General features: G+C 48.1%; 20 protein-coding genes and 1 pseudogene. 13 read left to right on the top strand and 8 right to left on the bottom strand.

What is annotated here, in order from left to right; all coding sequences use genetic code 11:
• The coding region (locus tag B2899_RS09020) for an ABC transporter permease (protein ID WP_286885192.1) at positions 1-469 on the top strand (469 nt) is incomplete at its 5' end.
• Between the two features lie 79 nt (positions 470-548).
• Positions 549-1,340 (top strand): TIGR01457 family HAD-type hydrolase, encoded by a 792-nt coding sequence (locus tag B2899_RS09015; protein ID WP_286885190.1) that lies wholly within the window; start codon positions 549-551, stop codon positions 1,338-1,340.
• Between the two features lie 54 nt (positions 1,341-1,394).
• Here the strand turns inward: B2899_RS09015 and B2899_RS09010 are convergent, their stop codons facing one another.
• Positions 1,395-1,928: a phosphatidylglycerophosphatase A family protein gene (locus tag B2899_RS09010; RefSeq protein WP_170230141.1), complete on the bottom strand. Its 534-nt coding sequence runs from the start codon at positions 1,926-1,928 to the stop codon at positions 1,395-1,397.
• A gap of 40 nt (positions 1,929-1,968) precedes the next feature.
• Positions 1,969-2,754, bottom strand: a complete 786-nt coding sequence (locus tag B2899_RS09005) for an SDR family oxidoreductase (RefSeq protein ID WP_146808607.1) — start codon at positions 2,752-2,754, stop codon at positions 1,969-1,971.
• A gap of 107 nt (positions 2,755-2,861) precedes the next feature.
• Here B2899_RS09005 and B2899_RS09000 point away from each other — a divergent pair, with 107 nt between their 5' ends.
• Positions 2,862-3,365: an NUDIX domain-containing protein gene (locus B2899_RS09000; protein ID WP_286885188.1), complete on the top strand. Its 504-nt coding sequence runs from the start codon at positions 2,862-2,864 to the stop codon at positions 3,363-3,365.
• Positions 3,366-3,402: 37 nt separating this feature from the next.
• Here the strand turns inward: B2899_RS09000 and B2899_RS08995 are convergent, their stop codons facing one another.
• On the bottom strand, positions 3,403-4,638 hold the full coding sequence (locus B2899_RS08995) for an MFS transporter (protein ID WP_146808605.1): 1,236 nt from the start codon (positions 4,636-4,638) through the stop codon (positions 3,403-3,405).
• Positions 4,639-4,756: 118 nt separating this feature from the next.
• Between B2899_RS08995 and B2899_RS08990 the strand changes: the two genes are divergently transcribed.
• Positions 4,757-5,632 (top strand): LysR family transcriptional regulator, encoded by an 876-nt coding sequence (locus B2899_RS08990; protein WP_146808604.1) that lies wholly within the window; start codon positions 4,757-4,759, stop codon positions 5,630-5,632.
• Between the two features lie 89 nt (positions 5,633-5,721).
• On the opposite strand, the gene B2899_RS08985 is transcribed toward B2899_RS08990, so the two are convergent.
• A complete protein-coding gene (locus B2899_RS08985) occupies positions 5,722-5,970 on the bottom strand; it encodes a NifU family protein (RefSeq protein ID WP_246147208.1) in 249 nt (82 codons plus the stop codon).
• 194 nt (positions 5,971-6,164) lie between these two features.
• Between B2899_RS08985 and cysK the strand changes: the two genes are divergently transcribed.
• From cysK to B2899_RS08960, 5 genes are all read left to right on the top strand, one after another.
• Positions 6,165-7,088 (top strand): cysteine synthase A, encoded by a 924-nt coding sequence (gene cysK, locus B2899_RS08980; protein ID WP_286885185.1) that lies wholly within the window; start codon positions 6,165-6,167, stop codon positions 7,086-7,088.
• A 3-nt stretch (positions 7,089-7,091) separates the two neighbouring features.
• On the top strand, positions 7,092-8,225 hold the full coding sequence (locus B2899_RS08975; RefSeq protein ID WP_146808601.1) for a bifunctional cystathionine gamma-lyase/homocysteine desulfhydrase: 1,134 nt from the start codon (positions 7,092-7,094) through the stop codon (positions 8,223-8,225).
• A gap of 13 nt (positions 8,226-8,238) precedes the next feature.
• Positions 8,239-8,538, top strand: a complete 300-nt coding sequence (locus B2899_RS08970; protein WP_146808600.1) for a YuzD family protein — start codon at positions 8,239-8,241, stop codon at positions 8,536-8,538.
• A 6-nt stretch (positions 8,539-8,544) separates the two neighbouring features.
• Complete coding sequence (locus tag B2899_RS08965; RefSeq protein ID WP_146808599.1) at positions 8,545-8,808, top strand: YuzB family protein; 264 nt, start codon at positions 8,545-8,547, stop codon at positions 8,806-8,808.
• Between the two features lie 197 nt (positions 8,809-9,005).
• Positions 9,006-9,524, top strand: a complete 519-nt coding sequence (locus B2899_RS08960) for a DoxX family protein (protein WP_146808598.1) — start codon at positions 9,006-9,008, stop codon at positions 9,522-9,524.
• A gap of 220 nt (positions 9,525-9,744) precedes the next feature.
• Here the strand turns inward: B2899_RS08960 and mqnE are convergent, their stop codons facing one another.
• Positions 9,745-10,851 (bottom strand): aminofutalosine synthase MqnE, encoded by a 1,107-nt coding sequence (mqnE, locus tag B2899_RS08955; RefSeq protein ID WP_146808597.1) that lies wholly within the window; start codon positions 10,849-10,851, stop codon positions 9,745-9,747.
• 282 nt (positions 10,852-11,133) lie between these two features.
• On the opposite strand from mqnE, the gene erpA reads away from it, so the two are divergent.
• Together erpA and B2899_RS08945 are read left to right on the top strand one after the other, a co-directional pair.
• Positions 11,134-11,487 (top strand): iron-sulfur cluster insertion protein ErpA, encoded by a 354-nt coding sequence (gene erpA / locus B2899_RS08950; RefSeq protein ID WP_286885182.1) that lies wholly within the window; start codon positions 11,134-11,136, stop codon positions 11,485-11,487.
• Between the two features lie 430 nt (positions 11,488-11,917).
• Positions 11,918-12,583 (top strand): annotated as a pseudogene (locus B2899_RS08945) (superoxide dismutase); the annotation flags it as partial.
• A 68-nt stretch (positions 12,584-12,651) separates the two neighbouring features.
• Here B2899_RS08945 and B2899_RS08940 read toward each other — a convergent pair.
• The 3 genes from B2899_RS08940 to B2899_RS08930 all read right to left on the bottom strand — a co-directional run bounded on the left by B2899_RS08940 (position 12,652) and on the right by B2899_RS08930 (position 14,385).
• A complete protein-coding gene (locus B2899_RS08940) occupies positions 12,652-12,903 on the bottom strand; it encodes a hypothetical protein (protein ID WP_174760636.1) in 252 nt (83 codons plus the stop codon).
• Positions 12,904-12,920: 17 nt separating this feature from the next.
• Positions 12,921-13,103 (bottom strand): hypothetical protein, encoded by a 183-nt coding sequence (locus B2899_RS08935; protein ID WP_146812422.1) that lies wholly within the window; start codon positions 13,101-13,103, stop codon positions 12,921-12,923.
• A 286-nt stretch (positions 13,104-13,389) separates the two neighbouring features.
• Positions 13,390-14,385 (bottom strand): NAD(P)/FAD-dependent oxidoreductase, encoded by a 996-nt coding sequence (locus tag B2899_RS08930; protein WP_146812421.1) that lies wholly within the window; start codon positions 14,383-14,385, stop codon positions 13,390-13,392.
• A 349-nt stretch (positions 14,386-14,734) separates the two neighbouring features.
• Here B2899_RS08930 and B2899_RS08925 point away from each other — a divergent pair, with 349 nt between their 5' ends.
• The gene (locus tag B2899_RS08925; RefSeq protein ID WP_146812420.1) at positions 14,735-15,925 is read left to right on the top strand and encodes an NAD(P)/FAD-dependent oxidoreductase; all 1,191 of its coding nucleotides are present in this window, start codon (positions 14,735-14,737) and stop codon (positions 15,923-15,925) included.
• A gap of 14 nt (positions 15,926-15,939) precedes the next feature.
• Positions 15,940-16,194 (top strand): hypothetical protein, encoded by a 255-nt coding sequence (locus tag B2899_RS08920; RefSeq protein WP_146812419.1) that lies wholly within the window; start codon positions 15,940-15,942, stop codon positions 16,192-16,194.
• Positions 16,195-16,283 lie beyond the last annotated feature (89 nt).

The raw sequence follows: 16,283 nt of genomic DNA, 5'->3' as shown, positions 1-16,283 counted from the left end.
CATTCCGGTTCCGGTCATCATCATGCTCATCGCAGTTGCTGTGGTGCATATCTTCCTGAATTATACGCGTGGCGGGCGACTGCTCTATATCACCGGGGGAAATCAGGAAGCTGCGCGGTTGAGCGGAATCTCCATTTATAGGGTGCGCACGATTGCGTATGTACTCTCCGGCGTGTTTGCCGCACTGGCAGGGATTATCTTTACCGCTCGTGTCGGCTCGGGACAGGTGGATGCGGGTTCTCCGCTGCTCATGGAGGCGGTAGCGGCTGCGTTCGTCGGCTTTTCCGTGCTGGGAGCGGGCAAGCCGAATGTCATCGGTACATTCCTTGGCGCGTTTCTTATCGGTATCTTACTGAACGGTTTGACGATGCTGAACCTTCCCTACTATGCGTTCGATATCGTAAAAGGTGCAGTGCTGATATTCGCGCTGTCTATGACATACTTGCACATGTACCGCCGAAAATCGTAATCTGTCCTTACTCTGTTCAATTTGTGATATGATCGAAGGGAATAGAGACAATGATGGATAGGATATGAGGAGGCATACAATGACAGAGCGCACATATAAGGGATATTTGCTTGATTTGGACGGCACGGTTTACCGGGGCGGAGAAGTGATTCCGGAAGCCGTTACGTTTATCGAGACATTGAAAAAGCGAAATATCCCGTATTTGTACGTCACGAACAATTCCTCGCTGACACCGGAACAGTTGGCGGGGAAGTTACGGAAAATGGGGCTTGATGCTTCCCCGGAAGATTTCTTTACTTCGAGCATGGCCGTAGCGGAAACGATTGAGAAAATGGAGCGCCAGGAAGAAACGGGTGGCCCGGTAACGGTACTCGCTATCGGGGAGAGAGGATTGAAAACGGCGCTCGAAGGTGCAGGCTATAGCATCGTGGAGAAAGCCCCTGCTTCTTATGTGGTAGTCGGCATCGATCGTGAGTTCAGCTACGAGAAGATGAAGCAGGCGACGCTGGCAATCTACGGCGGTGCCCGTTTCCTGTCAACGAATTGCGACCGGGCGATTCCGACGGAGGAAGGCCTTGTGCCGGGGAACGGATCACTCACTGCTTCGATCGCATACGCAACGCGGACAGAGCCGCTGTATGTCGGTAAACCGGAAGAGACAATCATCAAGCTGGCGCTTGAGCGCCTCGGACTCCGTGCGGATGAAGTTTTGCTTATCGGCGACAATTTGGAAACCGATATTGCCGCCGGAGAGAGCAGCGGGGTTGATACGCTGCTGGTATACAGCGGATTCAGCCAGGAGTCCGATGTAGAGAAGGCGGCGGTGAAGCCGACATATACGGCACGCAGTCTGGCCGACTGGAACGTGTGAGTGGATAAAGAGAAAGACGGCAGCCGATTGCTCATATCGGATCTGCCGTCTTTCTTATTTTGTTCCAAAACGGCTATGGGCCAGCCGACTGGAAGCCGCAGCTGCAATCGCGCCCACGATATCGTCAAGGAAGGTGTGTACGTTTCCTTTATCTTTCTTTTTTTGATGGGATTCCTTTTTCTGATTTAAATCTTTTAAAATGCCGGGTTTTACTTTGTCGACGTATCCGTAGTTTGTGAATCCAATGCTGCCGTAAACGTTGACGATTGACAGGGCGAGAACTTCATCGATGCCATATAACCCCTCGTCCTGCTCCATCATTTCCTGCAACGGCTCCATCAGCATTCCTTTTTCAGCCAGAATGTCGAGCTGAATGCCGGTGATGATAGCGTTTTGAATTTCGCGTTTCTCAAGCACTTTTCTGATATTATATTCACAGGTCTCGCTGGATAAATCGGGAAAGTACGGTTTTTGCAAATACATGACCAATTCAACCAGATGGTCCATGGTCACTCCGCGCTCTTTCAGTAAGCGGTAGGCGGTTTCACGCACTTTTTCGTCTCGAACGGCATAATCCATGTTGCTCATTAGCTTCGCTCCCTTTTGTAAAATTTATGGGAAGATGCACTTACTGTTCCCGCCTCATTTTATATTTATTAAGTACGTCTTTGCCACCGGTAACCTCCAATACGGTGCCGGTGATAAAATCGGACGCTTCGCTGCAGAAGAATGCGATTGTCCGCGCGATGTCTTCCCCGGTTCCCGGGCGTCCCACCGGTGTATCAGGATCGCTCAGGGAACGTACGTCAGCGATATGTTTTTCCTTATCTTCCCCTATAATATCGCCCGGGCAAACCATGTTAGCGGTAATTCCGTGTTCCGCTTCCTCAAGCGCAATCGTGCGCGTCAGCGAGACAAGACCGGTTTTGGCGGCGGCGAATGCCGAACGGTACATCCAGCCGGGGGCGGTCTGCGCTTTCTCGAAGCCGATGGTGACAATACGTCCCCATTTGCTGCGGCGCATATGCGGAATTGTGGCCCGACATAAGTAGAAGGCGCTGGATAAATTGCCTTCTATCATATCGTGCCATTCGTCGAGGCTATAATCGGCGAGTTTTTTTCTTTTTTTTATGTAAGGACCGGCATTCAGCACAAGAATATCAAGATGCTCCCATGAGGAAATCAGCGTGTCGATCATCCTCTCGGCTTCTTCTGCACGGCTAACGTCTGCCTGCAGCAGCAGTACGCTGATGCCGTACCGTTCCTCCAATTCTTGCCGTAGCCTATCCGCTTCCGCAGCGCTGGAACGGTAATTGAGCGCGATATGAATGCCCTGCGCGGCGAGTTCGTGGGCAATGCGGACGCCAAGGCCTTTGGCACTTCCTGTAATCAGGGCCGTACGGTTGCGTTTCAAAAAACCATCCCTTCCTGCTTGGAATGTTTGATTAGCCTTTATTTAATTGTATATTAAGGTTATCAATGAAAGAAAGTATTGAACGTGTGAAAGTGTGGTGGAAGGTCATGACATATTATTTTTATGACAGAAGTGGACAGTTTATTTCTCTTACATTTGACCGGGAGCGTTTCCGGACAGATGCTCGGCATGTGCTCGTTTGGGCGTTTGCCGATGAGGCGGGCGAGAAGATTGTGCTGACACGCCATGGAAATAGAGGATGGGAAGTGCCGGGCGGCAAGGTGGAGATGGGGGAAACACCGGAGGAGGCGGCACATCGGGAATTGTTTGAAGAAACGGGCATAAGGGCAGCGGAATTGCATTGGATTGGACAATACATCATTTATCCGGAGTCTGGTAAAGGTTTGGTAGTGAAAAACATTTATGTCGGTATGGCGAGAGATTGGAATGACATTCCTGCGGGCTTTGAGACGTTGGAGCGGGGGATTTTCCCCGTATCGCTTATTCCGTTTCGCCTGAGTATGAGTCCGTTTATTCAGGATAATGTTTTTCCGCTATGCCGTGCATACATAGCCAAACACCTGCGGGAATGGCATGGTGTGAGGAAATAAAAAAGCGGTCCGTATGAGAAGGACCGCTTCTTATAGATTAGGTGTGCAGCGCTTCCCGGACTTTTCTCCGGGCAAGCGCTTTTTCGCGCAACTGTTCTCGGTGTTCAATGCGGTGTATCTGCCACATGCACCAGCTTGTAAACCCAAGTACCATCAACACACCGAGCACGACCCCTTCCCAGCCCATCCACTTGTAGAAGAAACCGAGGAAGAAGCTGCCAAGACTGCCGCCCAGATAATATGAAAGCAAGTACAGACTGGATGCGCTCGCTTTGGCAAATGCTGCATGGCGGCTAACCCAGGAGCTGGCCGCCGAGTGTGCGAAGAAGAACCCAAAGCTGGTCAGCAGCAGGCCGCCTCCGATTATCCATAAACTGTGCATGAGCGTGGCAAGTACACCGATCATCATTAAACCTATACCTATAGCGATACACCATGACTGGGGTATTTTGCGTGCCGCGCGTCCAGACAGTGTAGAGCTAATGGTCCCTGCCAGATACGTCAGAAACAGCATACTGACAATCGATGTAGGGAGATGAAACGGGGCGCCCTGAAGCAGATAAGTAATGTAGTTGTACTCGCCGATAAATACGAAGAACAGCAGTCCGCCAATCAGATAGGCGTATAAAAGCGTCCTGTTTTTCAGGTGGCGGGTAAAGTCGCCGGTCGCGGCTTTCCAGTCCAGGCGCTTTGGTTGAAAATGCTGTGAGCGGGGCAGCAGCCAGATAAATACAATCAAGCACAGCAGGCTTACAATTCCCATGGCAATAAATGCGCCGTGCCAGCCGATCCAATCGGTGGCAAATCCGCTGATGAGACGGCCGGACAGCCCGCCTATCGTATTGCCGCTGATATAGATGCCGATGGCAATGGTGAGTGCCTTTGTATCGAATTCTTCGCCGATATAAGCGATTGCAATCGCCGGAAGGCCTGCCAGGAAAAAGCCCTGCAGAACACGAAGCAATAAGAGCGTCTTAAATCCCGGAACGAAAGCGATAAGAAGCGTAATAACCGTCACGCACAACATCGTAATAAACATGACATTTTTTCGACCAATAGCGTCTGACAGCGGACCGTAAAACAGAAGAGACACGGCCAGCGCAAAAATTGTCAATGAGACGGACAGGCTCGATATTACCGGCGAAAGATGAAATTCTTCTGTAAACAGTGGAAGTAAAGGCTGTGGAAAATAAATGTTGGCAAACACAAGAAATGAAGCAATGCCAAGCGCTAGAGACGCCCGCCAGAACGGTTTGGTCCCTGCTTCAATCATGGTGATCATCTTCTTTCTTTATGAGAAGTTTTCTTGATTTGATGATAGCACCCTGCTATAAGTAAATAAAATATATTATTTTTATGACAATGATAACTTTAAGTTATGGTGATGGGATATGGAATTTCGGCAGCTGGAATTTTTTGTGGAGGTAGCCCGGCAACGCAGCTTTACGAAGGCGGCAGAGGAGTTGCTGGTGGCTCAGCCGGCCATCAGCAAAAGCATGAAGAAGCTGGAGCAGGAAGTTGGTCTTTTGCTGTTTAACCGGGCAGAGCGCAGAGTAGCGCTGACTGCAGAAGGAGAAGTATTTCTCAAACACGCGGAGCTGATTCTCGACCAGGTGGCGCGCGCGAAAGCGGAGATGGAAGAACTGAGCGGGCTGAAGAAAGGAGAGGTGCGAATCGGACTGCCTTCCATGGTCGGAACGTATTATTTTCCAGGATTGATCATTGATTTTAAAAAGATGTATCCTGACCTGCAGATTACCGTATACGAGCAGGGGGTAGTAAAAATTCGGCAGATGCTGGTGGATGGGGAGATTGATATGGGTGTAGTACTTGAGGATGATGCCACAGATGAAGTCGAAGTGCTGCCGTTTCTTAAGGAAGAGATGATCGTGTGCGTACCAGATTCCCATCCGTTTGCGGATCGTGACGCTGTTTCGTATGAGGAACTGACGAAAGAATCGCTTATTCTGTTTAAAGAAGGATATTTTCAACGGGAAATTATTGCACGGGCAAGCCGGATGTCGGGCATGCCGTTGAATGTTACGTTTGAGACAAACCAGATTTCATTGATTAAGTCGCTGGTGGCAAGAAAGCTCGGCGTTACGCTGTTCTTGCGCATGGTCATTGCGGACGATCCGCACCTTGTTTCGGTTTCGCTCGACCCACCAGTATACCTGCGGCTTGGGGTGGCATGGAATAAAAACGCTTATTTATCCAGGGCGAATCAAGCGTTTCTTTCCTTCTTAATGAATCGAATTCGCGGATGAAAGGAAAGATATAAGAAAAACACGCGGGCGTTGCCGCTCGTCCGTGAAAAAACCGGAAGCTTACAGCTTCCGGTTTTATATGACAGCGATTAGAAAACTTGTTGTACCTCAGTAATTCCTTCGACTTCCTCGATGAGTGCGCGCTCGATGCCCGCTTTTAGTGTAATGGTCGAGCTAGGGCAGCTGCCGCACGCGCCGTGCAGGCGAAGCTGAACCACACCTTCATCTGTTACGTCAACCAATTCGCAGTCTCCGCCATCGCGCTGCAGGAACGGACGCAGTTTATCTAAAACCTCTTGTACTTCTTCAAACTTTTTCGTGTCTGACATAAGGTTCATTCACTCCTTTCCAACATATTAATATTATATTACCCTTTTGTTGAGAAATCTATGGTTTTTCCCAGATTGAGTGCTTTGATGTTCAAAAAACTTATAAAACAAAGTTGTTTGCTTGGTTATATTTTAGATATAATTTGTGTTATAATATGATGGCTCATAAGACATAATCATTCTGCGTCGAAAGGAAGAATAGTATGCAGGTTTATAGGAATATAAAGGAACTTATCGGAAACACGCCTATCGTGGAAATTACTTCTTTTGATTTGCCGGAAGGCGTGCGTTTATTCGCAAAGTTAGAGTACTTTAATCCTGGTGGAAGCGTGAAAGATCGACTGGGTATCGAGCTTATTCGCGATGCCGAAGAGCGCGGCGTATTGAAGCCGGGCGGTACGATTATTGAGCCGACCGCAGGTAATACGGGCATTGGCCTGGCGCTGGCGGCAGTAGGCACGGGATACCGGGTTATTTTTGTTGTGCCCGAAAAATTCTCTGAAGAGAAGCAGGAACTTATGCGCGCGTTGGGCGCCGAAGTGGTAAATACGCCTACAGATAAAGGCATCAAAGGCGCCATTGAAAAGGCGAAGCAGCTTGAACAGGAAATCGAAGGCGCTTTCTGCCCGCAGCAATTCAGCAATCCGGCTAATCCAGCCGCCCATTATAAAACAACCGGCCCGGAAATCTGGAGCCAAATGGAAGGCAATGTCGATGTATTTGTGGCAGGTGCCGGATCCGGTGGTACATTCATGGGAACGGCCCGTTATCTAAAAGAAAAAAATCCGCATATTAAAACTGTCATCGTCGAACCGGAAGGCTCCATTCTAAATGGGGGCGAGCCGGGTCCGCACAAAACGGAAGGAATCGGCATGGAGTTCCTGCCGGAGTTTATGGAGCCGAGCTATTTCGATGCCATTCATACGGTAGATGATGTAGACGCGTTCCGCTGGGTGAAGGAGTTGGCGGCGAAGGAAGGCATGCTGGTCGGCAGCTCCGCAGGTGCAGCGATGCATGCCGCGATGAAAGAGGCACAGCAGGCGAAACCGGGCACCAATATTGTTACGATCTTTGCTGACAGCAGCGAACGGTATCTAAGCAAGAAAATTTACCAGGGAGGGATCTAAGCGATGAGAATGAAGACAAAATTGATTCATGGCGGTATAGACGGCGATCCGTTAACAGGGGCGGTTAATGTTCCGATTTACCAGGTTAGTACGTATAAGCAGGAGGGTGTCGGGAAACACAAAGGGTATGAGTATTCCCGTACAGGTAATCCGACTCGCCATGCAGTAGAGAGCTACATTGCCGATATTGAAGGCGGTGTGCGCGGTTTTGCATTCGCTTCCGGCATGGCGGCGCTTTCTACGATTGTGATGTTGTTCGACGCGGGCGATCACTTCGTAGTGGGTGACGATGTATACGGGGGAACATTCCGTGTATTGAGCAAGGTATTTAACCGTTTTGGCGTTGAAGTGACATTTGTAGATACGGGAGACGTGGAAGCGATTAAGGCTGCTATCCGGCCCAATACAAAAGCGGTCCTACTGGAATCGCCAAGCAACCCGCTGTTGAAAGTAACGGATATTGCCGCTGTTGCGGAAGTTACGAAAGAAAAAGGACTCTTGCTTGTGGTCGATAATACATTTATGACCCCATACTGGCAGAATCCGCTGGAGCTGGGTGCAGATATCGTGTTCCACAGCGCAACAAAGTATCTGGGCGGCCATAGCGACGTAGTAGCCGGGCTTGTCGTAGTGAAGGATGAGGAATTGGGCGAGCGCATGCATTTTGTACAGAATTCCGTCGGTGCGGTGCTCGGACCGCAGGATTCATACTACCTGCTGCGCGGCATGAAGACGCTTGGCGTCCGCATGGAAGAGCACGAAGCCAATGCGCGCCGCATTGCGGAATGGCTGTCCCAGCGTGAAGATGTCAAAAAAGTATTCTATCCGGGTCTGAAAAACCATCCGGGTTATGATATTGCGGCCAAACAAGCACGCGGATTCGGCGGTATGATTTCATTTGATGTGGGAAGCTTAGAGAGGGCAAATCAAGTATTGTCCCGCGTAAAAATCTTTACGCTGGCGGAAAGCCTGGGTGCGGTCGAAAGTCTGATTTCTGTTCCGGCTCAGATGACTCACGCTTCTATCCCGGCGGAGCGCCGCGCAGAATTGGGCATTACAGACGGTCTTATTCGTATCTCCGTTGGTATTGAAGATGTGGAAGACCTGATTGAAGATCTGGAGCAGGCCCTGGCATAAGGGGGTTCATGCTATGGAGATTCTTGTTTTCGGGGCGGAGCAGCTCTGCGCAAGCTGTGTGAACCTTCCGTCGGCCAAAGATACGGCAGAATGGCTTCAGGCGGCGCTTGAGAGAAAATACGGCTCAGGCATTGCCGTCCGGTATGTCGATATCGACCAGCCGCTTGAAGGCATGGAGGCCGATTTTGCGGCACGCATTCATGCCGAAGAATTCTGGTATCCCCTGGTTGTTCTGCAGGGACAGGTCATTGGAGAGGGGAATCCGAAGCTTAAAGACATTCAACAAGCGATTGAAAACATAAGGTTAGGATGATTCATTATGCGGCCTATGGTCGAATTTTGCGTCAGCAATCTATCACTCGGATCCGGAACAGTAAAGAAAATTTTAGAAGAAGAAAACGAGGTCGACGTGCTGGAGTATGGCTGCCTAGGTAACTGTGGCCAATGCTTTGTCCAGCCGTACGCGCTGGTAAACGGTACGTTGATTTCCGGCAAGGATGCTGAGGAACTGCTTGCAGCGATTAAAGCGCAAATCGAGCAGGCAAAAGCTGAAGATGAAGCCTGGCGCGAACTTGGATTTTAAACATAAATGGCTGGAAGAGTCAGGAAGAGGAAATATTCTCACTTCCGTCACTTCCCGGCCATTTTTTTATGTCATATTTGTGAAAATATTCACAAATAAAACCGCATCATCAGGAAAAGATGTACAATACAGGTGAAGCCAGATAATACATCCAAGAATGAAATGATAGGCACCCTATAAAAAGGAGAGGAAAAGTCATGATGGTTACATGGCTCAGAGAAAGCAAATGGTCGGCAGGCATATTGGCTTTATTACGCGTATGGTTAGGTTATACGTGGATAACTTCAGGATGGGGGAAAATCACGGAGGGCTTTCAAAGCGCCGGATTCCTGAAAGGCGCGGTAGCGAAAGCGACAGGGGATCATCCGGCGGTACAAAGCTGGTGGGCAAGCTTCATCGAAGGGTTTGCGCTTCCGAATTCCGCTTTCTTCGATATCCTGATTCCGTGGGGAGAATTTCTGGTAGGGATCGCATTAATTGCCGGATTACTCACTACTTTTGCAGGTTTGATGGGAATTGTTATGAATTTCGCATTTTTGTTCAGCGGAACAACCAGTATTAACCCGCAGATGGTTCTTTTCACCTTTTTCCTTCTTGTAGCCGGCCGCAACGCAGGACGTTACGGTTTAGATGCCTATGTGCTTCCTTTCCTGGATAAATGGTTTCATCGGGAACATGAGATGACGATTCATAAAGGGAAAAGTAAAGCTTCATAGACGAGCTTAGCCGCCATAAACTGAACATGCCGGTGGATGAGATGGTCAGATTGCGAGATCAGGGACAGGAAGGGGTCTGGGAAGGTAATGAAAAAACACCAACAAATTTGTTGGTGTTTTTTCTATAGAGGTTAGAAGTAAGAAGTTTGAAAAAGGGTTTCGCCTTCTTCTTCCCTGAAATCCAGCCTCATTAAGGATAGAAAGATAGTTGTTTTCTAAATTAATACTCTTTAATGATATTATAGAATGTATCACGCTCTACAGGTTGTTTGCCTGCGCCTTTTACAAGCCAGATGAGCTCGTCGCGTGTCAGCGCCGATTGCGTCAGCGCTCCTGCCGCGTGGCTAATGCGCTCTTCTACCAGTGTGCCGTGTACATCGGAAGATCCGAAGTTTAGCGCCATCTGAGTCAGCTGAGTACCAATGTTAATGAAGTACGCTTTAATGTGCGGGAAGTTATCCAGCATCAGGCGGCTGATCGCCATTGTTTTCATGTCATCGAATGCGGAAGTGCGGCGTTTAATCGAAGCGGTCGCTTTCTTCGGTTGAACCGCCAGCGGGATGAATACCATAAATCCGTTTGTTTCGTCCTGTAGTTCGCGAAGGCGGAGCATGTGAATAAGGCGCTCTTCCAGTTTTTCGATTGAGCCGTACAGCATCGTCGCATGCGTTTTAAGGCCAAGCTTGTGTGCAATACGGTGCACGTTCAGCCATTCGTCTGTACTTGCTTTTTCCGGACTCATTTTCAGGCGGTATTCCTCCGTGAGAATTTCCGCACCTCCACCCGGCAGCGTATCGAGGCCAGCTTTGATCAGCTCCTTTAGTACTTCCTCTTCCGTCATGCCGGTCATTTGCGCGAAGAAGACAATTTCTGCACCGGTGTACGCCTTGATGGTCACATTCGGATAATGCTTCTTCAGTGTACGGATTGTATCTATGTAATATTCGAATGGCACGGTATGATTATGTCCGCCGACAATGTGGAATTCGCGCAGGGAAGGCGACATACCTTTCTCCACATAGGCCAGCAAATCTTCTTCGTTCATTGTATATGCGCCTTCTTCGCCCGGGTCCCGGCGGAAGCCGCAGAATTTACAGTGTGCTTCGCATACGTTGGTCGGGTTGATGTACATGTTTTCGATGAAGTACACCTTGTTGCCGTTTTTGCGAAGATTAACATAGTTAGCCATCTGTCCGATGGTCAGCAAATCATTGGAGTTGTACAGTGTCATGCCATCTTCTAGCGTTAGGCGTTCACCGTTTTCCACCTTTTCGATAATGGGCAGCAGGGCTTCGTCCTGGATGAATGGTTTGGTAAATACGCTCATGTTTTTTCCCCCTTAGGTAAAACTAATCAAGCACGCGCAGTATGTTATATTAGGTAATTATATTCATAATAACGTCCCCTTTTGGGGATTGTAATGCAAAACCATTCTCTCATTATAGAATTAATTTATCGATCCAACAAGAGAAGAACCCTATATCCTTATGTTAAATAAGTAAACTTTTTTGTATAATAATGTGAGTAACCTTGAGACAAACGAAAATTTCTAGTATAATTTTGATACAGAGAGGATTGCATGTACAGTCCTGTAAGGAGGGAATTCATAATGATTAGCCTTACTGAAAATGCAAGCAAGAAGATTAAAGAAATGATTGCCAGTGAAAATAACGATAACTTATTCCTGCGTCTTGGCGTGCGCCCTGGCGGCTGCAGCGGCTTTTCTTACGGCATGGGCTTTGACGATGAAGCGCAAGAAGGCGATGTTTTTTTCGATACGGACGGTGTAAAAGTGGTTGTGCATAAGGACAACATCCGTTTTCTGGACGGTGTAAAGATTGACTATAAAGAATCGATGATGGGCGGCGGGTTTACCATTGATAATCCGAACGCGGTAGCATCTTGCGGCTGCGGCTCTTCGTTCCGCACGAAAGAAGAGGCCGGCGCGCCTAGCGAATGTTAATCGTTTTGACCCGTCATATCAACATTTTTAAACGTTTGTAGGCTTCGTTGATCTGAACGCTGCCTGCTCGTTAGCATAACGGGACTGTTTTACGAAGAACCATGCTATAATCGGTGAGTAACGTTCCTGAATAGGAACAATAATAACCGTAGAATAGCGCAATAAGGGACGTGAATAACGCCTCCTGTTTGTGGATATCTAAAAGAATCCATAGACGGGAGGTCTTTTATTTTGATGCTATTATAATTTTTAAGAAAGCGGATAAGTGGCCGGGAAACGGGGTATGTTAAAAAATGGAACGGTTATGTTTTACATGCAGTGAAAACCAAACAAACAGGAGGAAGTAATAATGAAAAAGATCATATACGGCATTGTAGCCGTTGTCATTCTCGCTTCCGGCATCGCCTATGGAAATTCAAAGCTTGGGACAACCTCCACTTCTCCCGTGTCTGAACCGGCCCAAATACAAACGGAAGCGAAGCGGATACCGATTGGCGAACATAAATTACCGCCGCTCCCGTATGCATATAATGCGCTTGAACCATACATCGATGAGCAGACAATGCGCCTCCACCATGACATTCACCATAAGGCGTATGTAGACGGACTAAACAAAGCGGAGAAAGAGATGCAAAAAGCACGGGAAACCGGGAGCTATGATCTGATCAAGCACTGGGAGCGGGAAGCGGCGTTTAATGGCTCAGGGCACTATCTTCACACTATTTTCTGGAATAATATGAAGCCGAAGGGCGGGGGACCGGCTACGGGATCCATTGCAGAAGAAATCAATACAACTTTCGGTAGCTTCGATAAATTCAAATCGCACTTCTCTGCGGCGGCCGAAAAAGTAGAAGGCTCCGGCTGGGCCCTGCTCGTCTACAGTCCTCAGGCTGGCCGGTTGGAAATTTTGCAGGCTGAAAAGCATCAGAATCTGACTCAGCAGGGCGTCATTCCGCTACTTGTGCTGGATGTATGGGAACATGCGTATTACCTGAGGTACAATAACAAACGGGGCGATTATATCAAGGCATGGTGGAATGTAGTCAATTGGGATGACGTGAATAAAAGATATGCGGAGGCCAAGAAACTAAAATAAAAAATACCCGGACCGCGTTGAAGTGTCCGGGTGTTTTCTTGCGCCAGTTTATTTAGTGCCAAAGTGTTTTACGGGCACGGTATCTCTTCCACCGCCCGGGTGATTTGCAGACCGCAGTTTGAACAACTGAAAATATGCATACATTCATGGGCCAGTTGATCGAGATAGCCGTTCGTCATCGCCACATCGCCCCATTCCCGGTACGGACTATACGGATCGTAAAACGATTCCAGCTTTCCTGCATCCTCCATTAGATGATTGCAGGAGGGGCAGATATGCTGCATGTGCGTCAGTCCATTACAAATTGGGCACATGGACACCGCACTTCCCCCTTTCGCTAATTTCTTCGGTTTAGCAAATTCGCGTATAATGCGTAACTGGCTAGAATGCCGAAAGAAAGGATGGCGGCTAAAAGCCCGGCCACTGGATTGTTACTGCCATAATACAGCATTAGCGGAATACCAACGGTCAAGGCGATAACCACCAGCATATACAGCGTGTAAATTGCGCTTCGCGCCATACAGTCTCACATCCCTTTTTCTGTGAAAATCGTGAGGAAAGAAGGGGAGGGTAAAGGAAATAAGATCCGGAGAAGAAAAAGGCCTTCGCCTTTTTCTTCATTGAAATCATCTTCTTATTTTTTCCTCTCTTTTCCTTCGTCCTACAAAAGTCAGCCTCTTTCCCATCATTTTCATGACGGGGCTGCGGCTAACCAGTCATGGTGTTTTTCTTAGAGTCTGCAAGGCGGGCGGGCTGTATACGTGGAAAAGAAAAAGCCCGCAAAATTGCGGACTCTCCCGTCTATATTACATTTTCAGGCTGGAGCTATGGGCCGGTTGAACTTTTGCGGCGGGGTCCATATAGGACTTGGCATTATTGACAGCGGTTGGCGCCTCGCCGAAGCCGACGGCAATCAGCTTAATCTTGCCGGGGTATGTCGTAACATCACCGGCTGCATAGATGCCCGGAATGTTTGTTTCCATTTTGGAGTTAACAATAATGGAGCCTTTATCCAGCTCAAGACCCCAGTCTTTAATCGGACCGAGGGAAGAAATAAAGCCGAAGTTCACGATGACGGCATCAACTTCCTCGGTAATCAACTCTTCGGTTTTGCTGTTGCGCAGCGTCACCTTTTCAATTTTGTCTTCGCCGTGCAGTGCGTGCGGTTCAAACGGGGTCAATACATTTACCTTTGACTTCATGAGGTTTTCTACGCTGTGTTCATGCGCCCGGAACTTGTCCCGGCGGTGCACAATCGTTACCTTCTCTGCAATCGGCTCCAGCATAAGAGCCCAATCGACTGCGGAATCTCCGCCGCCGAATACGACCACTTTCTGATCGGCGAACTTATTTAAGTCATCGACAAAATAGTGGAGATTCGATTTCTCGAATTTCTCTGCACCGGCAAGCTCGAGCCTGCGTGGTTCAAATGCTCCCACCCCTGCGGTAATGATGACGGTACGGGAATAATGAATGCCTTTATCTGTCGTAATCTCAAATACGTCTTCTTTCTTTTCCACGTTCATGACTTTTTCTTCAAGGCAGATTTCTGTTTCGAAGTGGGACACTTGTTCTTTTAAGCGATCAATGAGCTCTTGAGCACGGATTTTCGGGAAGCCCGCCACGTCATAAATGTATTTCTCCGGATACAATGCGGAAAGTTGTCCGCCGAGCTGCGGCATGCTTTCAATTACTTTGCAGCTCGACTGCCGCATTCCCGCATAGAATGCGGTGAAAAGACCGGCCGGGCCGCCTCCGACAACCGTAATTTCATATACCTTCTCATCCCTTATAAGACCCATTCTTTCTACACCTCCGCAAATTAAGAAACCAGCAATTCTTTTTTATTATAATGGGGTAAGAAAATATTGAAAAGAAAAAGAATAGAAAGAAACATTATAAAATGCGAATAATTTATGATTGACGAATCCTAAATATTCGTTTTACAATCAAACACGTAAGTCGGCCCTATATTGTGCATATTTTCACTTGAAAAAAGGTAAAAACCGATTTATGATAAAAATGTGAACAATTTGGTAACGGTGAGAGATAATAGTGTGGATGGAACCTCTTTGAGAGGGGAACCTAGTGAAAAAAAGAACAATGCTTCTTTAAGGTTATAAAATTTTAGAGGAAAATGGAAGTGAAAAAATGAGCACACCGAAAATTTTAATCCTGGGAGCGGGATACGGCGGATTAATGACAGCCGTTCGCCTGCAAAAACAACTGAACTATAACGAAGCTGATGTTACGCTGGTAAACAAGCATGATTACCACTACTTTACAACATGGCTCCATGAACCGGCAGCAGGAACCAAAGATCCTGACGATTGCCGCGTCGATATCAAGGATTTACTTGATACGAACAAAGTGAATTTTATCAAGGATACTGTAATGGAAATCAAGCGTGAAGAGAAGAAGGTTCTGCTTGAATCCGGAAAAGCCCTGTCTTACGATTATCTAGTTGTTGGCCTGGGCAGCGAGCCGGAAACATTCGGCATTCAGGGTCTGAAAGAGCATGCTTTCAGCATCCGTAGTATTAACAGTGTACGTGAGATTCGCGAGCATATCGAATACTGCTTCGCGAAGTATAAAATGGAAAAACGCCCGGAACTCTTGACGTTTATTGTCGGTGGCGCAGGCTTCACAGGTATTGAGTTTGTCGGAGAATTATCCGATCGTGTGCCTGAGCTGTGCAAAGAATTTGACGTAGATCCGTCTGTCGTGAAAATCTACAACATCGAGGCAGCACCAACCGTATTACCTGGCTTCGACCCGGAGCTGGTGAATTATGCAATGGAAGTGCTGTCCCGCAAAGGTGTTACGTTCAAGATTAACACACCGATTAAAGAATGCACGCCGGAAGGGGTTGTGCTCGCGGACGGTGAAGAAATTAAGTCCAGCACGGTTGTATGGACAGGCGGCGTGCGCGGCAACTCGATTATCGAAAAGGCTGGCTTCGAAACGATGCGCGGCCGCGTAAAAGTAGATCCATTTCTCCGTGCACCGGGCCACGAAGATGTATTCATCGTGGGTGACGGCGCATTAATCATCAACGAAGAAACAAACCGTCCGTACCCGCCGACGGCGCAGATCGCTATTCAGCAAGGAGAAAATCTGGCACAGAACCTTGTTGCCGTTATCCGTGGCGGCGAGATGAAGCCGTTCGTGCCTGCTCTTAAAGGTACCGTAGCTTCCCTCGGTAAAGGTGAAGCAATCGGGCTTGTCGGTGACAAGAAAATCTACGGTAACACAGCCGCATTGATGAAGAAAGTCATCGATAACCGTTCCCTCTATCTGCTCGGTGGTCTGTCGCTTGTACTCAAAAAAGTGAAGCTGTAAGAAGAGGGATCGCTGTGAGACACGCCAGTGTGCAAGTGCGTGCGCTGCTGACGGACGAAGAGCGTTCGCGTTATGAAAAGTTGTTCGAGGTAGGCAAATACCTTGAATCGCAAAATCGTCATGATTTGGCGTATACGATTCAGCGTGAGCTTGAATTTCTGATTGAGCCGGCCATCGAGCGGCTGCAAGAAAAAGGGCGTCAGCGCGGTAACCGGGACTATCTGGATCCGATTGTGATGCGTGCTAAAAACAATGAGGAACAAGTATAAATGTGTGAAAAGTGGGGAGCCTTCATTAGGAAGGCTCCTTTTTTCTGTGAAAATCATGAAGAAAGAAGAAGAGGGAGGAAAAAAGATCT

The sequence above is a fragment of the Aneurinibacillus sp. UBA3580 genome (assembly GCF_002375825.1).
GTDB lineage: Bacteria > Bacillota > Bacilli > Aneurinibacillales > Aneurinibacillaceae > Aneurinibacillus > Aneurinibacillus danicus.
Note: the sequence above shows the minus strand (reverse complement) of the source record. Positions and strands in the feature narration are given on the sequence as shown.